The sequence below is a fragment of the Fontimonas thermophila genome (assembly GCF_900113085.1).
Taxonomy (GTDB): domain Bacteria; phylum Pseudomonadota; class Gammaproteobacteria; order Nevskiales; family Nevskiaceae; genus Solimonas; species Solimonas thermophila.
In genome coordinates this window covers 38,478-59,213 of record NZ_FOOC01000006.1, presented here as the reverse complement: position 1 = coordinate 59,213, position 20,736 = coordinate 38,478, and the positions used below count along the sequence as shown (strand labels likewise).

18 protein-coding genes and 1 tRNA gene are annotated in these 20,736 nt (G+C 65.9%); 9 read left to right on the top strand and 10 right to left on the bottom strand.

Annotated elements, in window-relative coordinates; all coding sequences use genetic code 11:
• Positions 1 to 55 precede the first annotated feature (55 nt).
• Positions 56 to 1,495 (top strand): sodium:proton antiporter NhaD, encoded by a 1,440-nt coding sequence (gene nhaD, locus BMZ48_RS07515; RefSeq protein ID WP_091533487.1) that lies wholly within the window; start codon positions 56 to 58, stop codon positions 1,493 to 1,495.
• 76 nt (positions 1,496 to 1,571) lie between these two features.
• A tRNA-Val gene (locus tag BMZ48_RS07510) sits at positions 1,572 to 1,648 on the top strand.
• A gap of 127 nt (positions 1,649 to 1,775) precedes the next feature.
• On the opposite strand, the gene BMZ48_RS07505 is transcribed toward BMZ48_RS07510, so the two are convergent.
• The gene (locus BMZ48_RS07505) at positions 1,776 to 2,342 is read right to left on the bottom strand and encodes a DUF3228 family protein (RefSeq protein WP_091533486.1); all 567 of its coding nucleotides are present in this window, start codon (positions 2,340 to 2,342) and stop codon (positions 1,776 to 1,778) included.
• A gap of 95 nt (positions 2,343 to 2,437) precedes the next feature.
• Here BMZ48_RS07505 and BMZ48_RS07500 point away from each other — a divergent pair, with 95 nt between their 5' ends.
• Entirely contained in the window at positions 2,438 to 3,625 is a 1,188-nt protein-coding gene (locus tag BMZ48_RS07500; RefSeq protein ID WP_091533485.1) for an acetyl-CoA C-acyltransferase, read from the top strand.
• Positions 3,626 to 4,218: 593 nt separating this feature from the next.
• Here BMZ48_RS07500 and BMZ48_RS07495 read toward each other — a convergent pair.
• From BMZ48_RS07495 to BMZ48_RS07485, 3 genes are read right to left on the bottom strand one after another with little or no spacing between them, the layout of a single operon-like run.
• Positions 4,219 to 5,595 (bottom strand): efflux transporter outer membrane subunit, encoded by a 1,377-nt coding sequence (locus BMZ48_RS07495; RefSeq protein ID WP_091533484.1) that lies wholly within the window; start codon positions 5,593 to 5,595, stop codon positions 4,219 to 4,221.
• A complete protein-coding gene (locus BMZ48_RS07490) occupies positions 5,592 to 8,720 on the bottom strand; it encodes an efflux RND transporter permease subunit (RefSeq protein WP_091533483.1) in 3,129 nt (1,042 codons plus the stop codon). The genes BMZ48_RS07495 and BMZ48_RS07490 overlap by 4 nt, the downstream gene beginning before the upstream one ends.
• Positions 8,717 to 9,844, bottom strand: a complete 1,128-nt coding sequence (locus tag BMZ48_RS07485; RefSeq protein ID WP_159431121.1) for an efflux RND transporter periplasmic adaptor subunit — start codon at positions 9,842 to 9,844, stop codon at positions 8,717 to 8,719. The genes BMZ48_RS07490 and BMZ48_RS07485 overlap by 4 nt, the downstream gene beginning before the upstream one ends.
• Positions 9,845 to 9,923: 79 nt before the next feature.
• Between BMZ48_RS07485 and BMZ48_RS07480 the strand changes: the two genes are divergently transcribed.
• Positions 9,924 to 10,406 carry a MarR family winged helix-turn-helix transcriptional regulator gene (locus BMZ48_RS07480; protein ID WP_091533481.1) on the top strand — a complete coding sequence of 161 codons (483 nt, stop codon included), beginning with the start codon at positions 9,924 to 9,926 and terminating at the stop codon, positions 10,404 to 10,406.
• Positions 10,407 to 10,450: 44 nt separating this feature from the next.
• Here BMZ48_RS07480 and BMZ48_RS07475 read toward each other — a convergent pair whose 3' ends face one another.
• Entirely contained in the window at positions 10,451 to 12,496 is a 2,046-nt protein-coding gene (locus BMZ48_RS07475; protein WP_091533633.1) for a S46 family peptidase, read from the bottom strand.
• An 80-nt stretch (positions 12,497 to 12,576) separates the two neighbouring features.
• Between BMZ48_RS07475 and BMZ48_RS07470 the strand changes: the two genes are divergently transcribed.
• On the top strand, positions 12,577 to 13,239 hold the full coding sequence (locus tag BMZ48_RS07470) for a hypothetical protein (protein ID WP_091533480.1): 663 nt from the start codon (positions 12,577 to 12,579) through the stop codon (positions 13,237 to 13,239).
• A 104-nt stretch (positions 13,240 to 13,343) separates the two neighbouring features.
• Positions 13,344 to 14,033: a TetR/AcrR family transcriptional regulator gene (locus BMZ48_RS07465; protein WP_159431120.1), complete on the top strand. Its 690-nt coding sequence runs from the start codon at positions 13,344 to 13,346 to the stop codon at positions 14,031 to 14,033.
• A 10-nt stretch (positions 14,034 to 14,043) separates the two neighbouring features.
• Here the strand turns inward: BMZ48_RS07465 and BMZ48_RS07460 are convergent, their stop codons facing one another.
• Positions 14,044 to 14,325: an acyl-CoA-binding protein gene (locus BMZ48_RS07460; RefSeq protein WP_091533630.1), complete on the bottom strand. Its 282-nt coding sequence runs from the start codon at positions 14,323 to 14,325 to the stop codon at positions 14,044 to 14,046.
• A 157-nt stretch (positions 14,326 to 14,482) separates the two neighbouring features.
• On the opposite strand from BMZ48_RS07460, the gene BMZ48_RS07455 reads away from it, so the two are divergent.
• Positions 14,483 to 15,703: an EAL domain-containing protein gene (locus BMZ48_RS07455; protein ID WP_091533478.1), complete on the top strand. Its 1,221-nt coding sequence runs from the start codon at positions 14,483 to 14,485 to the stop codon at positions 15,701 to 15,703.
• A gap of 8 nt (positions 15,704 to 15,711) precedes the next feature.
• Here the strand turns inward: BMZ48_RS07455 and BMZ48_RS07450 are convergent, their stop codons facing one another.
• Positions 15,712 to 15,975, bottom strand: coding sequence for a hypothetical protein (locus tag BMZ48_RS07450; RefSeq protein ID WP_091533477.1), 264 nt, complete (start codon positions 15,973 to 15,975; stop codon positions 15,712 to 15,714).
• Between the two features lie 263 nt (positions 15,976 to 16,238).
• Here BMZ48_RS07450 and BMZ48_RS07445 point away from each other — a divergent pair, with 263 nt between their 5' ends.
• Complete coding sequence (locus BMZ48_RS07445) at positions 16,239 to 16,778, top strand: thioesterase family protein (RefSeq protein WP_091533476.1); 540 nt, start codon at positions 16,239 to 16,241, stop codon at positions 16,776 to 16,778.
• A gap of 61 nt (positions 16,779 to 16,839) precedes the next feature.
• Here the strand turns inward: BMZ48_RS07445 and BMZ48_RS07440 are convergent, their stop codons facing one another.
• Positions 16,840 to 17,637 (bottom strand): crotonase/enoyl-CoA hydratase family protein, encoded by a 798-nt coding sequence (locus BMZ48_RS07440; protein ID WP_091533475.1) that lies wholly within the window; start codon positions 17,635 to 17,637, stop codon positions 16,840 to 16,842.
• 138 nt (positions 17,638 to 17,775) lie between these two features.
• Here BMZ48_RS07440 and BMZ48_RS07435 point away from each other — a divergent pair, with 138 nt between their 5' ends.
• Complete coding sequence (locus BMZ48_RS07435) at positions 17,776 to 19,824, top strand: NADPH-dependent 2,4-dienoyl-CoA reductase (RefSeq protein ID WP_091533474.1); 2,049 nt, start codon at positions 17,776 to 17,778, stop codon at positions 19,822 to 19,824.
• A gap of 28 nt (positions 19,825 to 19,852) precedes the next feature.
• Here the strand turns inward: BMZ48_RS07435 and BMZ48_RS13020 are convergent, their stop codons facing one another.
• Complete coding sequence (locus BMZ48_RS13020) at positions 19,853 to 20,014, bottom strand: hypothetical protein (RefSeq protein ID WP_159431119.1); 162 nt, start codon at positions 20,012 to 20,014, stop codon at positions 19,853 to 19,855.
• Between the two features lie 16 nt (positions 20,015 to 20,030).
• Positions 20,031 to 20,702 carry an HDOD domain-containing protein gene (locus BMZ48_RS07425; protein WP_159431118.1) on the bottom strand — a complete coding sequence of 224 codons (672 nt, stop codon included), beginning with the start codon at positions 20,700 to 20,702 and terminating at the stop codon, positions 20,031 to 20,033.
• Positions 20,703 to 20,736: the final 34 nt, after the last annotated feature.

The window sequence follows — 20,736 nt, the reverse complement described above, 5'->3', positions numbered from 1 at the left end:
AGCGCCTGCCGCTATCATCGCACGCCGCTGTGCTGCGGCAGTTCAGGAGCATCGGATGCGCATCCCGTCTGCCCTGGCTGTAGTCGCCTGGCTCACACCGCTGGGCGCATTGGCCGCCGAGCCGGCCGTACTCACCGCCTTGACCACCCACTGGATCGGCTATGCCAGTCTGGCGGTGTTTGCCTGCGCCTACGGCCTGGTCATCCTCGAAGAATGGAGCGGGATGCGCAAATCCATCCCCGTGCTCGTCGCCGCCCTGCTGATCTGGGCGCTGATCGCCTGGATCTATGCCGAACACGGCGATAACCGGTTCGTCGCGCATACCGTGCGCGAGAGCCTGCTCGAATACGCCGAGCTGTTTTTGTTCCTGCTCGTCGCGATGACGTACCTCAACACACTTGAGGAACGCGGCATCTTCGATGCGCTACGCATCTGGCTGCTGTCACGTGGCTTTTCCCTGCGCGCGGTGTACTGGCTGACCGGCGCGCTCGCCTTCTTCATTTCGCCGGTCGCCGACAACATGACCACGGCGCTGGTGATGTCCTCGGTTGCCCTTGCCGTGGGCCGCGGTCAGGCACGCTTCGTCGTCGCCTCCTGCATCAGCATCGTCGTCGCCGCCAATGCCGGCGGCGCCTGGAGCCCGTTTGGCGACATCACCACGCTGATGGTCTGGCAGAAGGGCAGGCTTGCCGCGCACGAATTTCTCGCGTTGTTTGCGCCTGCACTGATCAACTGGCTGGTTCCGGCGGCGATCCTGTCCTGCACGGTCCCGCGAGAACGCCCCGGCATTGGTGGCGAATCCCCCCGCATCCGGCGCGGCGGCATCGTGATCATCTTCATGTTCATCGCGACGATCGCACTGACCGTCACCGTGCACAGCGTGCTGCACCTGCCGCCGGCGCTCGGCATGATGGGGGGCCTGGGCGCGCTCAAGCTTTACGGCTGGTTGCTCAACCGGGCGAATGGGAGCGCCGAGGCGATCCTGAGCGCACGCGGCGGCATCGAGGCGGATACCGGACATGCGCGCGCCCTCGACGTCTTCGAACAGATCGCGCGGGCCGAGTGGGACACGCTGCTGTTCTTCTACGGCATCATGATGTGTGTCGGCGGGCTCGGCACGCTCGGCTATCTCGCGCTGGGTTCGGCATTCCTCTACGGCCAGCTCGGGCCGTGGACTGCGAACATCCTCGTCGGCATCGTCTCCGCGGTGATCGACAACATCCCGGTGATGTATGCAGTCCTGACGATGGATCCGGCGATGAGCGATGGTCACTGGCTGCTGGTCACGCTCACCGCCGGTGTCGGTGGCTCACTGCTGTCGATCGGCTCGGCCGCCGGCGTCGCCTTGATGGGCCAGGCGCGCGGTATCTATACGTTCTTCGCTCATCTGCGCTGGAGCTGGGCGGTCGCGCTGGGCTATGTGGCCAGTGTCGCTTTCCATGCCTGGTTCAACGCCGATACCTTCGGAATCGTCCACCCGGGAACCGGGCCCTGACCGCTCCCGGCTGACGGCTCTCGGCTTGCACGGGCCCCACCGCGCCGGTATCCTTCGCGCCCCTGTACGCTTGCGCAGGCGCGTAGCTCAGCTGGTTAGAGCACCACCTTGACATGGTGGGGGTCGTTGGTTCGAGTCCAATCGCGCCTACCAATTCGCCTTATCCAAGCCCCGCACTGCCGGGGCTTTTACATACCCCGCGCCAGGACTCGAACCAACTCCCTTTGCACGACACGCACGCCAAGGCGTGCCCGGACTTGCGCGCTTGCTATGGCAAGGATCAAGACGCGGATTCGCGCCAGGTCGCATGGCGGTCCCAGAATGCGACGCTGCGCAAGTAAGCCGCGCGGTCAAGGGGTACCCCGGAGCCGCCTTCGGCCACCCCCAATGCATTGCGCATCATCGTGATGGGCGGCAACGGCGTTTCTTCCGGCGTCATCGTGGCCAGACAGCCGACGATGCCCCAGTCTGCATCGATCGGATCGTTTTCGAGAGCCAGTTGCGCACGGCTGTAGAGAATCACCAGCAGGTATTCGGCCCGTGGCGGCTCGATGCCCTCGAACCAGCGCGTCAGCACCGGCAACTCGTCCGGCGTGCGTGCTTCATAACCGGAACGTAACAAGTGGCGGTTTTCTGGCGTGATCTCGATAACGCCGCAGCGCGTCTGCGTCCAGTTGCGGTGCACGTGCAGCGTGCAGAACGGCGCATAGCCGGCGAGCACTGACAATGGGGGATGGGTGTTGACGTAATGCTCGAATTCCTCGGCGGTGCAGCCGACGATGGCATTGCGCCGGCCAGAAGCCGGAAACAAGCGGCTGCGGGCAAACCGGGTGAGCACGATGTTCATACGATCCATTCAACGAGAAGGCACAACCACGCCGTGCGCGTGCAGCGCAGACGGCCGGTAGAATACCCGCCTTCCCAAGTCTGTCGTCGAACGCCATGACCCCTCCCGATCCGATCGTCATCACGGGTATCGCCCGCACGCCAATGGGCGGCATGCTGGGTGTGCTCGCGCCGTTGAGCGGCGCCGAACTCGGTGCAGTCGCCATCAAGGCTGCCGTCGAACGTAGCGGGCTTGCGGCCGATGCCGTCGATGAGGTGATCATGGGCTGCTGCCTGCCAGCCGGCCAGGGGCAGGCACCGGCGCGCCAGGCGGCACGCAAGGCCGGCCTGTCCGACGCCACTGGTGCGCTGACGATCAACAAGATGTGCGGCTCGGGCATGAAGGCGATCATGCTCGCCCACGATTTGCTGCGCGCCGGCACGGCACGCGTCATGGTCGCCGGCGGCATGGAGAGCATGACCAACGCGCCTTATCTGTTACCCAAGGCACGCGGTGGCTATCGTTACGGCCACGGCGAGATCCTCGACCACATGGCGCTCGACGGTCTCGAGGACGCCTACGAAAAGCGAACACCGATGGGCCTGTTCGCCGAGCGCACCGCCGAACGCTATGGCTTCTCGCGCGCGCAGCAGGATGCGTTCGCCGTCGCCTCGCTGACGCGGGCACAACGGGCGAACGAGGACGGCAGTTTTGCCTTCGAGATGGCGGCGGTCGAAGTACCCGGCAAGTCGGGCAGTGAGCGCATCGAGCGCGACGAACAGCCCTTCAAGGCGCGCATTGACAAAATCCCCGCGCTCAAGCCGGCATTCAAAAAGGACGGCACGATCACTGCCGCGAACGCCAGCTCGATCTCCGATGGCGCGGCAGCGGCGGTACTGATGCCGCTATCGGAAGCGCAGCGCCGCGGCATCGCTCCGCTGGCCCGCATCGTCGCGCACGCCAGCCATTCACGCCTGCCGGCCGAATTCACGATCGCGCCAGTCAATGCCATTGCCAGCGTCCTGGAGAAAGCCGGCTGGAGCGCAGCCCAGGTCGATGCCTGGGAAATCAACGAGGCTTTTGCCGTCGTCACGATGGCGGCGATGCAGGAACACCGGCTGCCGCACGAAAAGGTCAACGTCCACGGCGGCGCCTGCGCACTCGGTCATCCGATCGGCGCCAGCGGCGCGCGCATCGTCGCCACCTTGATCGGCGTCTTGAAGAAAACCGGCGGCCGGCGCGGCGTCGCTACCCTGTGCATCGGCGGCGGCGAAGCCGTGGCGCTTGCCCTTGAGATGTACTGATAAGCAGCGGCATATCGCGGCTGCTGGCCGCGCTCGCACTCCCCGCGTGCGCTGACAGCGACGGGAAACATCCGCTTCCGCGGATCGACGCGACGGCGCTGTGCGTGCGCAGCGACTGCGGCAGCAGAACTCCCCTGGTCACCATCCCGGATGCGGAAAACCGGTTGTTCGCCCCGGATGGGTGTCTGTTCGTCTCCGGTGGGACCAACGTCTTCTCGATCGTCCGCGCAGGCGATGACTACACTGCCCGCCCGCTCTACGACGGCCGCTGCCACTTCATCCGGCCGAGGCTCGCGGCGACATGCTGTATGCCAACTGCCTCGACGGCCGGCCGCAGGCTCAGCCTCGCCGGCAGAGCATCTGCTCGCGACCTGGCATGTCAACGGTTAGATCGCGCTGATTGCACCGACCGGCGAGATTCTGAAGAACACAGAGCCGGCGAGCTTCGCGTCGCCTCACAGGTCCGCACGAGTCATCCGCCGCTGCTTGCACCGAGCGATCTGCTGGCCACGGAAAAAACCTGATCGGCGAAACGGCATCGACTTACGGCAACCGCCTGTCGCTGTTCCGCGTCATGCCATGACGGCCTTGTTTCAAGGCATCGACCAACCGCCGCCGAGCGCGCGGTACAAATCGATGACCGCGCGCCGCGCGCTCAACCGTGCCAACGCCAACGCCTGCTCGGCGTCGAACAAGTTGCGGTCGGCGTTGATCACGTCGAAATATGACGAATATCCGGCGCGGTACCGGGCTTGTGCGATCTCCTCGGCACGACGCAGCGCATCGACCTGGCGCTGCTGCGCTTCCAGCGCCTCGAGGCTGCGCGCCTGCGCCACCAAGGCATCGGCGACTTCGCGCAGTGCGGTGCGCACGGTCTTTTCGTACGCAAGCAACGCCTCGCGCTTGCGCGCCTGCGCCAGATCGACCTGATAAGCGTTGCGGTCCGCTGCCAGGAGTGGCTGCAACAAATCGACGCCGACCGACCATTGCTGCGCCGGGCGGCTCAGCAGCTCGGAAACATCGGTACTCAGCGCGCCGAATGCACCGGTCAGCGCCAGATTCGGGAACAGTGCCGCCTTCGCCGCCCCGACACGAGCATTGGCGGCGATCAAGACCTGCTCGGCCTGCAGCACATCGGGCCGTCGCTCGAGCAGTCGCGACGGCAGACCGGCGGGAACCTGCGCAGGCGCGCGGCAATCCCCCGGCGCCAATGCCTGCGGTGGACGGGCGAGCAGCAATGCCAGTGCGTTTTCCGCCTGCTCGCGCGCCCGCGCGATGTCGTGCACGCTGGCCTGCGCTGCGGCGAGTTGTGCCTCGGCGCTGACGACATCCAATGCGCTGATGACGCCACGCTGCAACTGGGCGCGGGTCAGCTCGAGAAAGGCCTCGCGCGACTGCACGCCGCGCTGCGCCGCGGCCGCGCGCTCGTCGAGCGCACACAGGCTGTAGTAGGCGCTGGCCACATCGGCGATCAAGCCGACGTGCAGGGCACGGGCGGCATACTGCGTGGCCAGCAGCTCCGCACGCGCCGCCTCGCTGAGCCGCCGCAGACGGCCCCAGAAATCCAGTTCCCAGGACAGCGTCAACGACAGCTCGGCACGCTCACCGATGCGCGGCTGTCCAGCCGCACGCGCATATGCGGACGTTTCCCCGCGCGACAGCGCGCCGCTGCCCTCGATCCGGGGCCACTGCCCGATGCCGGCAACACCGAGCTGCGCGCGCGCCTGCTCGATCCGCGTCACGGCGATGCGCAGATCCAGATTGGCATGCAGCGCCTCTTCGATCAGTGCCTGCAAGGCGGGCTCGGTATAGACGGTGCGCCAGTCAACATCACCGAACGAAGCCTCCGATGCCTCGGCGTCGCCACGGTATCGCGCCGGCACATCCGGGGTCGGCCGCACATAATCGGGCCCCAGCGTGCAGCCGGCGAGCATCCCCACGACGATGCACATGCAGACACGCCGGTTCATACGCGTGACTCCGCCGCGGGCGCACCGCGCCAGCGTTCCACCGCACCCTGGATCAGCACATAAAACATCGGCACGAGGAAGATGCCGATCAAGGTAGCCGCCGACATGCCCCAGACCACGACCGTCCCCAGCACCTGGCGCGCGGCCGCACCCGCACCGGTTGCGAGCATCATCGGCACCGCACCGAAAATGAAAGCGAACGAGGTCATCAGGATCGGCCGCAGGCGCAGGCGCGCCGCGGCAACGGCCGCCTCCAGCAACGGTTTGCCGCGTTCATGCTCGAGCTTGGCGAATTCCACGATGAGAATCGCATTCTTCGCCGCCAGGCCGACGAGCATGACCAGGCCGATCTGGGCATAGATGTCATTGGCCATGCCGCGTACCGCAAGCGCGGCAAAAGCCCCCACGATCGCGAATGGGATCGACAGCAGTACGGCGAACGGGATTGCCCAGCTTTCGTACAACGCCGCCAGCACGAGAAAAACGAACATCACCGCTGCCGCGAAAATATACGGTGTCTGCCCAGCGGACCGTTTCTGCTGATACATGACCCCGGACCACTCATAGCCATAGCCCGGCGGCAGCGCATCGCCGATGCGTTCCATGACCGCCGCGGCATCGCCGGAACTCACGCCCGGCGCCGCCGAGCCGAGCACGGTCACCGCGCGATAGACGTTGAAACGCTCGATGTAATCGGGAGTCTGCCGGGGATGGATACGCACCAGCGTCGACAACGGCACCATTTCGCCAGCCGTGGAGCGGACGTAGAGCTGGTTTACTGCATCGGGGGTTGCCCGCGCGCGAGGCTCGGCCTGCGCAGTCACGCGGTAAGTGCGTCCGTACAGGTTGAAGTCATTGATATAGCTGCCGCCGAGAAACATCTGCAGCGACGAAAAAATATCGGAGAGCGGGATGCCGAGCGCCTTGGCGCGCTCGCGGTCGATCACATACTCGATCTGCGGTGTGCTGGCATTGAACTGCGTGAACACGCGCGTCAGTTCCGGCTGTCGCTGCGCCTGCGCGATGACGTCCTGTGCCGCGGCGACGAGTCCGGACAGATCGCTGCCGCTGCGCGACTGTACGATGAACTCGAACCCTCCGGCCGAACCGATGCCCGGAATCGCCGTCGGATTGATCAGCACGAAGTTCGCCTCGCGTAAACGCGCGGTCTGTGCGCTGAGCTGGGCGATCGTCTGCTGCGCGCTCACTTCGCGTTCGGACCACGGCTTGAGCACGAGGAAAACAGTTGCCGTCGAAGGCGAAGCCACACCGCTGAGCAGCGAAAAACCGCTGATCGCGACCGTCGATTCGATCTGCGGCATCTGCGCGGTGATTTCACGGAAACGATCGAGAACGGCCTCGGTGCGCTGCAGCGAGGATCCCGGTGGCAGTGTCACCGCTGCCAGCAGATAACCCTGATCTTCCTCCGGCACGAAGCCACTCGGACGTGTCGCGACGAGCCAAACCAGTGCGACGACAACACCCGCAAACACGGCGAGTCCGACCGCAGGCCGGCTGGCGCGGCGGCGCACCGCCTCGGTGTAGCGTTCGGTGCCGCGCCGGAATAAACGATTGAAGCCCGTGAATAATCGGCCGAGCGGGCCGTGCCAGTGCGACTGCGCGCTCGGCCGCAGCAGGAGCGCGCACAACGCCGGGGTGAAGGTCAGCGCAACCAGCGCCGAGATCAGTACGGAGACCGACAGCGTCAGTGCGAACTGCCGGTAGAACTCGCCGGTGAGCCCCGGGATGAACGCCACCGGCACGAATACGGCGGTGAGAGCAAGCGCGATCGCAACCACCGGGCCGGAAACGTCCCGCATCGCCGCATAGGCGGCCTCACGCGGCGACAAACCGTGGCTGTCCATTTTTTCGGTGATCGCCTCGACGACGACGATGGCATCGTCGACGACCAGACCGATCGCCAGCACCATCGCGAACAGCGTCAGCGTATTGATCGAGAACCCAAAGACGACGAAGGCAGAGAAGGTGCCGATCAGCGCGATCGGAACGGTCAGCATCGGGATCAGGGTCGCACGCCAGCTCTCCAGGAACAGGAAAACGACGAGCAGCACGAGTACGCCAGCCTCGAACAGCGTTTTGATCACCTCATGCAGCGATTCGGACACGAACAGCGTCGTATCGAATGGAATCGAGTAAGTGATGCCTTCCGGGAAGCTGCGCGCCAGCCGCTCCATGGTCTCGCGGACACCGCGCGCGACATCCAGCGCGTTGGCATCCGCGGACTGGAAGATGCCGATGTTGGCGACCGGCTCGCCGTTGAGACGGCTGGAGCGCGTGTAATCGGTGGCTGCGAGCTCGACGCGGGCGATGTCGCGCAGCTTCACCGACGCGCCGTCGTGACGGGCGCGCACGATGATGTTCTCGTACTCCGCCGGATCGCTCAGGCGACCGCGCACGCTGACCGCATACTGCTTTTGCTGACCCGGCGGCGCTGGCTCGCCACCGATCGTGCCGGCAGGGGCAACCACGTTTTGCTCCTGGAGCACGGCACTGACGTCCTGTGTGGTGACCCCCAGGCGTGCCATCTTCTCCGGATCGAGCCAGATACGCATGCCGTAGTCGCGTGCACCAAACACGGTGACCTGGCCGACACCGGGAATCCGCGCGAGGGCATCGACGAGATTGAGCGTCGCGTAATTCGACAGGAACAGATAGTCATAGCGCGGATCGGTCGCACGCAGCGCGATGAACAGCAATGGTTGTGGCTGGCGCTTGATGACGGTGATGCCCTGACGCAGGACCTCCTGCGGCAGGCTACGCTGCGCAATGGCGACGCGATTCTGCACCTCGACGGCAGCGAGATCCTGATTGGTACCGACCTCGAAAGTGACCGTCAGATTGTAAGAGCCGTCGTTGCCGCTCTTGCTGCTCATGTACAGCATGTTCGGAGCGCCGTTAACCTGCTGCTCGATCGGCGCTGCCACCGACTGCTCGACGGTGGCGGCATCGGCGCCGGGGAAGCTCGCGCTGACGACGATCGACGGTGGGGTGATCTGCGGATAGCGGGCGATCGGCAACTGCGCCAGCGCGATCGCACCGGTAAGCGTGATGACGATTGATACGACCGTCGCGAAAATCGGCCGGTCGATGAAGAAGCGGCTCACGTCGAATCTCCGGCCGGTGCGGACAGAGACTCCGGTTTGACCTCGATCCCGGGGCGCAGACGCTGCAGTCCATCGACGACGATGGTCTCCCCCGGCTTCAGGCCTTCGGCAACGAGCCAGTCCGCGCCGATGCGTGGCCCCATGCGCACATCACGGTTGTGTACGTGATTGTCGGCTGAAACCACCCAGAGCGAGGTCTTGCCCTGCAGCTCCTGCACGGCACGCTGGGGCACGAGCAACGCATCGTCGATATGATCGACGGCGACGATCACCCGCGCGAACTGGCCATCGCGCAGACGGCCATCGGGATTGGCGACCTCAAGGCGGACCGGCAGTGTACCGGTTCGGCGATCGACGGCGGCATCGACCAGGGTCAGCCGTGCCGGATGGGGATAGACCGAACCATCGGCGAGCAGGATGCGAAAGCTGTCCGGATTGCGGTAGTGATCCGCCGCATCCGCGCCAAAACGGCGCTGCAGCTCCAGCATGCGCTGCTCGCTGATGCTGAAATTGACGTACATCGGATCGGTGTCATAGAGCGTCGTCAGCAACGACTGATAGGCGGTGACCAGACCGCCGACGCGGAACTGCGCACGTCCGACGATCCCATCGACCGGCGCCGACACGACGGTGTATTCGAGATTGAGCTCCGCAGTCCTGACCGCAGCGCGCGCGGCAATAACCGCGGCGCGGCTCGCGCGCTCGCGCGCGACCGCTGCGTCGAGTTCTTGCTGGCTGACCGCCTCCAGCTCGGACAGCGGTTGCACGCGGGCCAGATCCCGCTCGGCCTGCTGCAGCGTGGCCTCGGCCTGCGCAAGTGCTGCCTTGGCCTGCTCGAGCGCGGCGACATAAGGCTGACGGTCGATGACGAACAACACCTGCCCTTTCTTCACCGCCTGCCCCTCCACGGCCACCTGCCGTTCAAGCAGCCCGCTGACACGCGGGCGGATCTCGACGGTGTTGGATGCCGCCAGCTCGGCGACGTATTCGGCCTCCACCGTCGCCGGGCGAGGCAAGACGGTCATCACCGTGACCGCAACCGGGGGCGGCGCCGGTGGCGTGGGCGCCGTGCAGGCGGCCAGAACGGACAATGCCGCGATCGACATCCATGAACGAGACGACACGGGAAAACTCCTGCGGGCAGGCTTGCGGCACCGCGGCAATAATGTTAGCGTGCTAATAGTTAGCCGGCAAGCATAACCCATGATGGTCGCCAGCACACCTGAGCAACGTTTCGGTTATCTCGTGCGCGAGGTTTCGGCGCTATGGCGCGGCGTGATCGACCGCCGACTCGAACCGCTCGGACTGTCGGCCTCGCGTTGGGAACCGCTGGTCGTGTTGCTGCGCAGTGGTGAGCCGATGACGCAGGCGATGCTCGCCGACGCGCTCAAGATCGAGGCCCCCAGTGTCGTCCGCCTGATCGACCGTCTTGCCGACGATGGCTGGGTCGAGCGCCGACAGAATCCGCTGGACCGACGCGCCTATCACATCGTCCTGACTACCAAAGCGCGCAAGGCGTGTACCGAAATCGAACGGGTGCTCGCGGCGACCCGCGCGGAGATCCTCGGCGTGTTGACGCAGCGCGAGATCCGCGCGTGCATCGACGCGCTGAGCCGCGTGCGAGACCAGGTGGCGCGCCTCGCCGGCGACGGGGCACATCCGGCGGCGCGCCGCAGCTCCAGGTAAGCACGGCCGGGGCACGCGTGCCTCGGGCCTTGAGCGCCGCTCGATCAGGGCTGCACGACGAGCTCGCGCAGCAGGGCTTTTGCCCCGTAAACCTTGTCGAGCGCCTCGATCATCGCCGCGCTGTGCACACCCACGCAGCGGTTGCGCGCCTCGTCATACCAGAAACTGCCGCCGAGGGAATGGATGTTGCCGTCGAACGCCAGCCCGACGATACGGCCCGCACGGTCGATGATCGGGCTGCCGGAGTTGCCGCCGATGATGTCGTTGGTGGTAACGAAGTTGAACGGCGTCTGGCCATCGAGCCGGGTCTGTGCCTTGAGCCAGGATTCCGGCAGCGCGAACGGATCGGTACCGGTGGCTCGCTGGAACAGACCCGCGAACGTCGTGAACGGCGGAATCGTGCGTCCGTCTTCCTGCCAGCCGCGCACCTCGCCGTAGGATAGCCGCAGCGTGAACGTCGCATCCGGATAGACCTGCATCCCGTCGTGCGCAAAGCGCACGCGGGCGATCGTCGCCGCCTGCTTGTTTTCGACCGCCTCGACCTCCGACTCGTACCGTTTGCGCAACTCGCGGGAAGGCGCATCGATGGCGCGGGCGAGCTGGATGAAAGGATCGGTGGACGCCGATATCGCTTCGAAACCACCTTCCCACAGCCGACGACGCTCCGCCGGATCCGACAACCGCGTCCCGTCGACGAGCTTGGCTGCCAGCACCTCGGGCGATTCGTTTCCAAGCACCAGCTTGACCAGCGGATCGTCGACACCGAGCTGCTCGCGCAGCTTGGTCAAGGACCAGGCCAGCTTGGTTTTTTCATACGCCGGGTAGATCGGCTCGGGTGACAAAAGCGTCTGCTGCAGCCGTGGCAAAGCCGCGTCCTGATACTCCGGCAGGCGCTCGTGATTGGGCTTGGTACGCTCCTCGGCCGCCCGCACCAGATGTCGCGCGATGCGGAAATGCTCTGAATAAAACCCACGGCGGTTCTCCAGCAATGTGTAGGGCCGGCGCAAGGTGCGGTAGACCTGTTGCGCCTGCGCGATCGCCGCCCACGGGTCCGGCTGTAATGCCCCGGCAATTTGTCGCAGGCGCTCTTCCTCCATGCGCTTGTGCGCCAGCAGCGCCGGCTCGAGCAGCGCGTCGAGCTGGCCGCGGATCACCTTGAGGCTGTTCTCCGTATAGGTCAGGTCCGATTGCGCCTGGCGCGCTGCCTCGGCGCTCTGGCGGCCGTACTGCCACAGCAACGCGCGGCGCTCGGAATAGTAGGCGAGCAGGTCGATCAGGTCGGCATCGCGCAGCCGTTCGAGCTGGGCCACCGTGAGCTGGCGCTTGGTGTTGCCTGGATGCCCGGTGACCATGACCAGCTCGCCGACGGCGGCACCCTCGCGCCGGATCGGAAAGAACTGCGGCGTGGTTGCCGGCTTGCCATCCTCGTACACGCGCAGCAAGCCCATGTCGAGGTTGTAGCGCGGAAAATTGAAGTTGTCCGGGTCGCCACCGAAGAAACCGATGCGGTACTCCGGCGCAAACACCAGGCGCACGTCGGCATAGCGTCGGTAGCGGTACAGGTGGTAAAGCCCGCCGCCGTAAAGCTCGACGACATCACAGCGCCGCGTCGCCGCAGCCGCACCGACGCACTCGGATTCGATCCGGGCTGTCTCGGCATTGCGCGCATCGATGAAGGCCTGGCCGGACAAGCCTGCCGTCGCCTTGCGGACGCGCTCGGTGACATCGCTGATCGCTTCGAGCTGGTTCAGCTCCTCGGACGGGCACTGGCGTTCGGCCTCCCGCCGGTGCGCGATGAAGCCACGATTGACATAGTCACTCTGCGGACCCGACAAGGCCTGCACGCAGTCGAGCACGCAGTGCGCATTGGTCAGCACCAGACCGTTGGCGGAAACGAAAGAGCCCGAGCAGCCGCTGGCGAGCCGGACCGAGGCCTTCATCACATGATCGACCCATTGCGCGTCTGGCGTGAAGTCGTAGCGCTCCTTGAGCGCCGCGCGCGGCAGGTTGTCGAGCGTCCACATACCCTCGGCGGCGGACAGCGGCCCCGCCACAACGGCGAGCAGCAGGAAAACGCAGGCTTGCTTCATCGGCATCTCTCGCAGGATCGGCAGGCGCGGACCAACAGGATATCCTGACTCATCCGCGCTGCTGGAAGTTCGGGAATCGCATGGATCTGCGTTGGTTCGCCTGGTCGACGGCACTCATACCCATCGTCGCCGCGCATCTTGCGTATTTCGTCTCGGCCACTGCCGGATACGTGGATTGGTGCGTGCCCTACTGGGACGGCTGCACCTCGATCAGCCGCGCCGGGCGCCATGGGCTGGCCAACCATTTGTTCCGTGCGCTGATGCTGCCGCATGCCGCGCAGCTGATGATGTTCTGGGGCCTGACCTGGCTGTGGCTGGGAGCCTTGCGCCCGGACGCCCCCCGCCGGCGCACTGCGGTGCTGACGCTCGGACTGATCGCGGCGGTCTTCTTGATCCTGTATGCGACCTTCCTCGGCGTCGAAGGAACGATCTACCAGTGGCTGCGCCGCTACGGCATTACCGTGTTTTTCGCCTTTGGTGTGCTCGCTCAGATGCTGGTCGTCGCCCTGTTGCAACCGGTCGCACCGTTGCCGCAGGGGCTGCGGCGCACGATGCTCGGCTTCGCCGGCGCCTTGCTCGGACTCGGCCTGGCCAGCATTCCGTTGCAGCACTTCGCAAGCGATGCAGACCGCGCGATGAATGCCCTTGAATGGGTGTATGCCTTGCTGATGACCTTGTTCCACGGCCTGATTGGCCTGGCCTGGGGCGCCACCGGCTTTCGCTTGCACACGCGTGTTCTGTGATCCGGTTCACAGCTCGTGGGGCGCGCAGGTCTGCTCCATATGCCGCGCCCCTCGATAATGGCTCGCTGAACCTTGACGACAACAACAACCATTCACAGCAAACCATGGCTGGGGGCAAGCGGACACAGGTGCGCCGGCCGCTGCGCGGACGCAGCCGCCTGGGCACGCGCGGCATGCCGCGTGACCAGCGCATGGAAGAGATGCTGCACGCGGCCGCACGGGTATTCGCGCGCCGTGGCTATCACGCCGCATCGATGGATGAGATCGCCCGCGAAGCGGATATCAGCAAACCGCTGCTATACCGCTATTACGCGTCCAAGGAAGGGCTCTACATAGCGTTGATCGAGCGCGCGGGCCGGCATTTGATGGACGACGTCGCCCGCATCCGCCGCGAGCCCGACCCGGCATACCGGCTCGAACAGGCGATCGGCGCACTGCTCGGCTTCGTCGATCGTTACCGCGATCTCTGGCGGGTGCTGTTCAACGAAGTGGTGGGCTGCGACTCGCCGGTATCGCGCAGCGTGCAGGCATTCCGCGCACAGATGATCGCCGGCGCCTGCACGACCATCGCCGAATTGATCGGCGACCCGACACCCGCAGGCCGCCGTGCCGCCGAACCACTGTCGTATGCCTTGTTCGGGGCCGGCGAGGCGCTGTCGCGCTGGTGGCTGGAGCATCCGGAAGTCCCGGTCGAGCGGGTGCGCGAGCTATTCTTGGCATTTTCTCTGCCCGCTTTCCGGCACTGGCGCGGTCAGCGCGAACGGCGCAACGCCCGGTGCGCCGATGCACGCTGATGGTGGCGCGTCAACCGTATTTTTTCTCGATGGCCTCGACCTCGGCGATGTACTGCCTCATCGCCTCTTCCCGGCTCATGCCCTTGAGCCGGGCCCAGGCGTCGTACTTGAACCGGCCGACCACATCGAGCATACCGGGACGCTTGCCCTGGACGTCACCATCGGTGGCCTGCCGGTAGAGCGCATACATGCGCAGCTTGAATTCGTTGTCGGGCTTGAACGGCCCATCGGCTGGCGCATTGCGCACTTTCTCGACCGCGATCTCGAATTGTTGCTGCAGATTCTTGCTCATCGTCATCCTCGGCATCGGCGAGGGCTCGCAGCTTGCCACGGACTAGCATGGGTCGCATCGGTTGCGCCGCCAGCACTCCGCACCGCGATCCCAACCCGTGGTCACCCAGCCGCGACGGGGGATCATAATCACGCCAGACTCCACCGGAGATTTCAACGTGGATGAAAACGGCACGCAACGACGCCTGGCATCAGGCGAGATGCTGTTCCACGAAGGTGCGCGTGGGAGCGAAGCCTATCTGGTGGAATCGGGCCTGATCGAAATCTTCGTCGATCGGCCAGACGGCCGTCACGTCCTCGCGCGCCTGGGCCCCGACGAGATCTTCGGCGAACTTGCACTGATCGGCGACCAGACGCGCAGCGCCAGTGCGCGCGCCCTCGAACCGACGGTCCTGACCGTGATCACGCACGAAACCCTGACCGACCAGCTCGCGCGCACATCGCCGGTGCTGCGACATCTGTTGCGCGTTGCGCTCGGCCGTTGGCGCGACACGCTGCGGCGGGTCGGCACCGCCGGGGACGGGCATCAGACCTTGCCGATCACGCGCCCGTCCGCCCCCACGGAGGCGCCGGCCGACCGCGACCTCGCCGTCAAACGGCTGCGCCTGGAACAGGCACTCACCGACGCGCTGCAGCGCGGGGAACTGGAGTTGTTCTACCAGCCGATCGTCGATCTTGCGGCCGGCTGCACTGCCGGCTTCGAAGCCCTGGTCCGCTGGCACCGCAGCGGCCAACCGGTTTCTCCGGCCGAATTCATGTGGGTCATCGAGGATTCGAACCTGATTCTCGCCTTCGGCCGCTGGACCCTGCGCGCCGCGGCCGAAGGGCTGCGCACGCTGCAGGCCGTGCACCGCCCCACCCGGTGCGGCGAAGAACGTCTGTTCTGCTCGGTCAATCTCTCGGCCCGGCAGTTCGGCGACCGCAGCCTGTTCGCGACGATCGAACGGGCGCTGGACGACAACGGCCTTGCCCCCGAACAGCTCCGCCTGGAGATCACCGAATCGGCGGTGCTCGACGACTTCGAGACCGCAGTCGAACTGCTGACGCGCTGCCGCAGCCTCGGCTGCAAACTCGTCGTCGACGATTTCGGCACCGGTTACAGCGCGCTGTCTTACCTGCATCGGCTGCCGGTCCATGGCCTCAAACTGGATCGTTCGTTCATCAAGGACCTGGCGATGAACGAACGCGGCCTGCACATCGTCCGTGCGATTGGCCGGCTCGCCGCGGATCTGGATATGTATGCCGTGGCCGAGGGCATCGAAACCCCGGAGCAGGCGGCACTGTGCCGGAACATCGGCATCGGCTATGGCCAGGGCTATTTCTTCGGCCGCCCGCTGGCACTCGCCGATGCCCAGGCCGCGCTCGCCGCCGGGCGCTGATCCCGCGCCTAGTCCTGCGCCCGCGCCTGGGCACGCAGTAAACGCCAGCCGAGCGTGAACATACCGATGCAGCCGGCCATCGCATAGACCAGCGTGTCCCGCGCGCGCGTTCCGACCGGCAAGTGCATGATCACCCAGAGCGCGGCACCGGCAAGGCCGAACAGGCCATAGAGCAGCAGCATCGGCATGCGCACGAAAGCCGCGCGGACGCGTCGTACCGACAATCGCCGATGCCCGATCCGATCCGCCATCATCGATACCGTTCCATTCATGACACGCTCCACATGCGCTGGCGACTGATCACAGCTTTCGCTTCATCTGCTTCCATTCAACGGCACGCCGGCATCGGGCGGCAGACCATCGGCGCGGTTGGAGCCTGCCGTTGATCGGACCGCCACCGGCAGCGGTCGCGCGCACACGACGAGCGGCGCAGACACCGGCGCTTTCGTAGCGCCGCAACCCGCCGTCGCATCAGCCAATGGTCCCTGCCGCTGTGCCGTCTAAGCTGCCGGCCACGACAACCGGACAAACATACATGGTGGGTTTCTGGCGAACGATCTGGGTGCTGCTGAGCTGGCGCCTGCGCGGCCCTGTCGGTCTGTTCGACCCCAGCAGCATCACGCTGCGCGTGATGCCGGGTGAGATCGACTTCAACCTGCACATGAACAACGGCCGTTACTTCTCCGCCGCCGACATCGGCCGGCTCGACTGGGGCCTGCGCTCGGGGCTCTGGCGTCGCGCGCTGCGCCACGGCTGGCGCGCGGTTGCAGGCGATTCCAATGCGCGCTTCAGCATCTCGCTGCAACCGCTGCAACGCTACCGGCTGGACTCGCGCCTGCTCGGCTGGAACGAGAAATGGTTCTTCTGCGAACACTGCTTCGTACGTAACGGGCGCGTCTGCGCCGTCGTACTGGTGCGCTATCTCTTCCTCAGCCGCCGCGGCAAGGTACCGCCGACCAAGGTGTTGCAGATGTGCGGCTACGACGCGGTGTCACCGCCACTACCGGACTGGGTTCTGCACTGGCACCAAGCGCAGGAACAACTGACCGCATCGCTCAAAGCCGGATCGGCATGAGCGCACGGCGAGAGTGCCCTGTGTGCCGGTGCCGACACCCGTCCGCATCTGACTGCGGGGGTCAGACACTGCGCGGCGCGAACCGCGGCGGGCGTTTTTCCATGTTCGCGCGTACCGCCTCCCGATGATTGCGGCCGAGCAGCAGCTTGAGCTGTAGCGCACTCTCGATGCGCAAGGCGCGGCGCTCGGAGGCATGCCAGCTCTGCTGGAACAGCCGCTTGGCCAGCGCAACCGCATCCGGCGAACGCGCCGCGATCGCGCGCGCGAGCGCCTGTGCCGCGCCGAGCGGATCGTCGGCGACTTCGGTGACCAGACCGAGCTCGCGGGCGCGCAGGCCCGAGAAACGTTCCGCGGTCATGGTCAGCTTGAGCGCCTGATCCATCGGCAGAAGGTCGCGCAGCGTGATGCTGCCGGTCATGTCGGGAATCAAGCCCCACTTCGCCTCCATGATCGACAGCTCGGCATCCGGTGCGGCGATGCGGATGTCTGCGGCCAGGGCGATCTGCAGACCGCCGCCATAGCAAACGCCGTGGATGGCGGCGATCACCGGCACCGGCAGGCGGCGCCATCCATAAGCCGCCTCCTGGTAGAGATTGGTCTTCTTCACGCCCCATTTCATGAAGCTGTGCAGCATGCGCAGACGCTGTTCGCCCCAGGATTTGAAGTCGAGTCCAGCGCAAAAGCCGCGGCCCGCACCGTGCAGCACGACGGCGCGCACCGCCCGGTCGCGCCCGATCCGCCGGGCCGCATCGACCAAACCGGCGAACATCGCATAATCCAGGCCGTTGAGCTTGTCCGGCCGGTCCATCGTCACGGTGGCGACGCCATCTTCCACCTCGACGCGCACGCGCGCTTGCATCGATTGTCTCCAGATCAAAATGGATGCCTCATTGTCGCCGAGCGCAGGCCGGCCTGCGCGCGCCGGTAAGCGGCATTACAGCCAATCTGCCAGTACCATGCGCGCCCCAGAGTGCCATGACGACTCCAGGAGCCGCCGGTGTCTGCATCTCCCTACCCCCATTTGCTCGCCCCGCTGGATTTGGGATTCACCACGCTGAAGAACCGCGTGCTGATGGGCTCGATGCACACGGGCCTGGAAGACCGCACCAAGCACTTCCCCCGCCTGGCCGCCTATTTCGCCGAGCGCGCACGCGGCGAGGTCGGCCTGATCGTCACCGGCGGCTTTGCGCCGAACATCGAAGGCTGGCTGTTTCCGTTCGCATCCAAGCTCACCACGCATGCGGAGGCGCGCGCGCACCGCCAGATCACCGCCGCGGTGCATGCCGAGGGCGGGAAGATCGCCTTGCAAATCCTGCATGCCGGCCGCTACGGCTATACGCCGATCTCGGTCTCGGCCTCGCGCGTGAAATCGCCGATCACGCCGTTCACGCCGCGCGAGCTGAGTCCCAGGGGCATCGAGCGCCAGATCCGGGCTTTCGTGCGCTGCGCATGCCTGGCGCGCGAAGCCGGCTATGACGGCGTCGAGATCATGGGTTCGGAGGGATACTTCATCAACCAATTCCTCGTCGAACACGTCAACCGGCGCACCGATGCCTGGGGCGGATCTTTCGAGAACCGCATGCGCCTGCCGGTGGAGATCGTCACGCGTGTGCGCGAAGCGGTGGGGCGCGACTTCATCCTCATCTACCGTCTGTCGATCCTGGATTTGATTCCCAACGGTCAGTCCTGGGATGAAACGGTCCGGCTCGCCAAGGCCATCGAGAAAGCCGGTGCCACCCTCCTCAACAGCGGCATCGGCTGGCACGAAGCTCGCATCCCGACGATTGCGACATCGGTGCCGCGCGCCGCTTTTGCCTGGGTCACCCACAAACTCAAAGGCGAGGTCGGCATCCCGGTATGCGCGACCAACCGCATCAACGATCCAGCAGTCGCCGAGCACATCCTCGCCAGCGGTCAGGCCGATCTGGTGTCGATGGCGCGGCCTCTGCTCGCCGACCCGGAGTTCGTGAAGAAAGCGCGCGAGAACCGCGCCGACGAAATCAACACCTGCATCGCCTGCAACCAGGCCTGCCTGGATCACACCTTCCAGGGCAAGACCGCGAGTTGCCTGGTCAATCCGCGTGCCTGCCGGGAAACCGAACTGGTCTACCGGCCGGCTGCGCGCAAAAAACGCATCGCCGTCGTCGGTGCCGGACCCTCCGGGCTTGCGGCCGCCACCGTGCTCGCCGAACGCGGCCACCGCGTCGAACTGTTCGAAGCCGCCGACGCGATCGGCGGTCAGTTCAACATGGCCAAGCGCATTCCGGGCAAGGAGGAATTCCACGAAACCCTGCGCTATTTCCGCCGCAGGCTGGAAATCACCGGTGTCGATGTGCGGCTGTCCACGCGCGTCGATGCGCAACGGCTCATCGCCGGCGGTTATGACGAGGTCATTCTCGCCACCGGTGTTGTGCCGCGCAACCCGCGCATCCCGGGGCAGGCCGAGCAACAGGCCCGGGGCAAGGTCTTGAGCTATGTGGACGTACTGCGCGAGGGCAAACCGGTCGGCCGGCGGGTCGCCGTGGTCGGTGCCGGCGGCATTGGCTTTGACGTCGCCGAGTTTTTGGTCCACGACGGACATTCGCCCACACTGGATGCCGCCGGCTGGAACCGCGAGTGGGGCGTCACCGATCCCGCCATCGCGCGTAGCGGGCTGGCCCGGCCGCAGATCGCACCGCCGGCGCGCCAGGTGATCCTGCTGCAGCGCAAAGCCGAAACCCTGGGCAAGCGCCTGGGCAAGACCACGGGCTGGATCCACCGCACGCAACTGAAAATGAAGCAGGTCGAAATGATCGGCGGCGTCAATTATGAGCGCATCGACGATCGCGGGCTTTGGATCAGTTTTGGCGAAAAGCGCGAAAAACCGACGCTGCTCGAGGTGGACACGATCGTGCTGTGTACAGGCCAGGAACCGCTGCGGGAGCTACACGAGCCACTGCGCAGCGCCGGCGTGCCGGTGCATCTGATCGGCGGGGCAGATCTCGCCGCCGAACTCGACGCCAAGCGCGCCATCGAACAGGGGTCGCGGCTCGCGGCGACGCTGTAGCCGCCCCGGCGCGGGTTCGCGCATCGCGTCAGTGGGTCAGCGCCGCCAGCAGCTCGTGGTACTGATCGGCGAAGCCGGGCTGCGCGAACCAGTCTGTGTCGGCATCGAAACCGAGCCTGGCGAAGGCTCCGACGCGGCGGCGGTCGATTCCGGAATAGGGGCCTTCGTACTGCCGATCGAGCACGAGCACGGCGACCCCGACCAGATCAGCATAATCGGCCGCGCCGTGATGGCTGCGGCCGAACTCCAAGCTTCGTACAGGTACTGCAAGCAGCGCTGCCGGGAACCCCCAACTCGATAGCACCAGCTCGCCCGCCCGGCCGCCCAGGCTGGCCAGCACCGCATCGACGGCATCGGCGGATGCGGGTAAGGTCCGGATGCTGCTCGAGCAAGCGCAGCAGCGGCAGCGCGCCGATGCGATGCACGAGCCCTGCGAGCAACCCCGTTTCCGGATCGAGCCTTCGACATTGCCGCGCCAGCAGCTGCGCGCAAACCGCGACTTCGAGGCTCTCCGCCCAGATCGCGTGCAGGCGCGACTGCAGCACGACCGACGCCGACGCGAACAGTTGCCGCAGCGCAAGGCCCGACACGAGCTGGCGCGTCGCCTCGACACCGATCCGGGTCACGGCGGCCTGCAGTTGACTGACCGGAACGCCGCCGCGGTAAGCCGCACTGTTGGCCATACGCACAACCTGCGCGGCGATGGCCGGATCCTTACGGATTTCGTCGGCGAGATGGCGGGCGTCGAGCCGCTCGCGCCGGGCCAGCGCATCCAGACGCAGCGCCAGGTCCGGTAGCGTCGGCAAACGAACTGCATCGTCGAGCAACTGCTGCCAGAGCCGTGACAGCAGGGACTCGGAAACATCGGCCTCGGCCATGCGCATCTCCCGCCTCCCGTGACCGCGATGCTGC

What these genes read in the sequence shown, in the direction of transcription:
- nhaD (WP_091533487.1), top strand. Translation starts at nt 56, where the DNA reads ATGCGCATCCCGTCTGCCCTGGCTGTAGTCGCCTGGCTCACACCGCTG.
- BMZ48_RS07505 (WP_091533486.1), bottom strand. Translation starts at nt 2,342, where the DNA reads ATGAACATCGTGCTCACCCGGTTTGCCCGCAGCCGCTTGTTTCCGGCT.
- BMZ48_RS07500 (WP_091533485.1), top strand. Translation starts at nt 2,438, where the DNA reads ATGACCCCTCCCGATCCGATCGTCATCACGGGTATCGCCCGCACGCCA.
- BMZ48_RS07495 (WP_091533484.1), bottom strand. Translation starts at nt 5,595, where the DNA reads ATGAACCGGCGTGTCTGCATGTGCATCGTCGTGGGGATGCTCGCCGGC.
- BMZ48_RS07480 (WP_091533481.1), top strand. Translation starts at nt 9,924, where the DNA reads ATGATGGTCGCCAGCACACCTGAGCAACGTTTCGGTTATCTCGTGCGC.
- BMZ48_RS07475 (WP_091533633.1), bottom strand. Translation starts at nt 12,496, where the DNA reads ATGAAGCAAGCCTGCGTTTTCCTGCTGCTCGCCGTTGTGGCGGGGCCG.
- BMZ48_RS07470 (WP_091533480.1), top strand. Translation starts at nt 12,577, where the DNA reads ATGGATCTGCGTTGGTTCGCCTGGTCGACGGCACTCATACCCATCGTC.
- BMZ48_RS07465 (WP_159431120.1), top strand. Translation starts at nt 13,344, where the DNA reads ATGGCTGGGGGCAAGCGGACACAGGTGCGCCGGCCGCTGCGCGGACGC.
- BMZ48_RS07460 (WP_091533630.1), bottom strand. Translation starts at nt 14,325, where the DNA reads ATGAGCAAGAATCTGCAGCAACAATTCGAGATCGCGGTCGAGAAAGTG.
- BMZ48_RS07450 (WP_091533477.1), bottom strand. Translation starts at nt 15,975, where the DNA reads ATGAATGGAACGGTATCGATGATGGCGGATCGGATCGGGCATCGGCGA.
- BMZ48_RS07445 (WP_091533476.1), top strand. Translation starts at nt 16,239, where the DNA reads ATGGTGGGTTTCTGGCGAACGATCTGGGTGCTGCTGAGCTGGCGCCTG.
- BMZ48_RS07440 (WP_091533475.1), bottom strand. Translation starts at nt 17,637, where the DNA reads ATGCAAGCGCGCGTGCGCGTCGAGGTGGAAGATGGCGTCGCCACCGTG.
- BMZ48_RS07425 (WP_159431118.1), bottom strand. Translation starts at nt 20,702, where the DNA reads ATGGCCGAGGCCGATGTTTCCGAGTCCCTGCTGTCACGGCTCTGGCAG.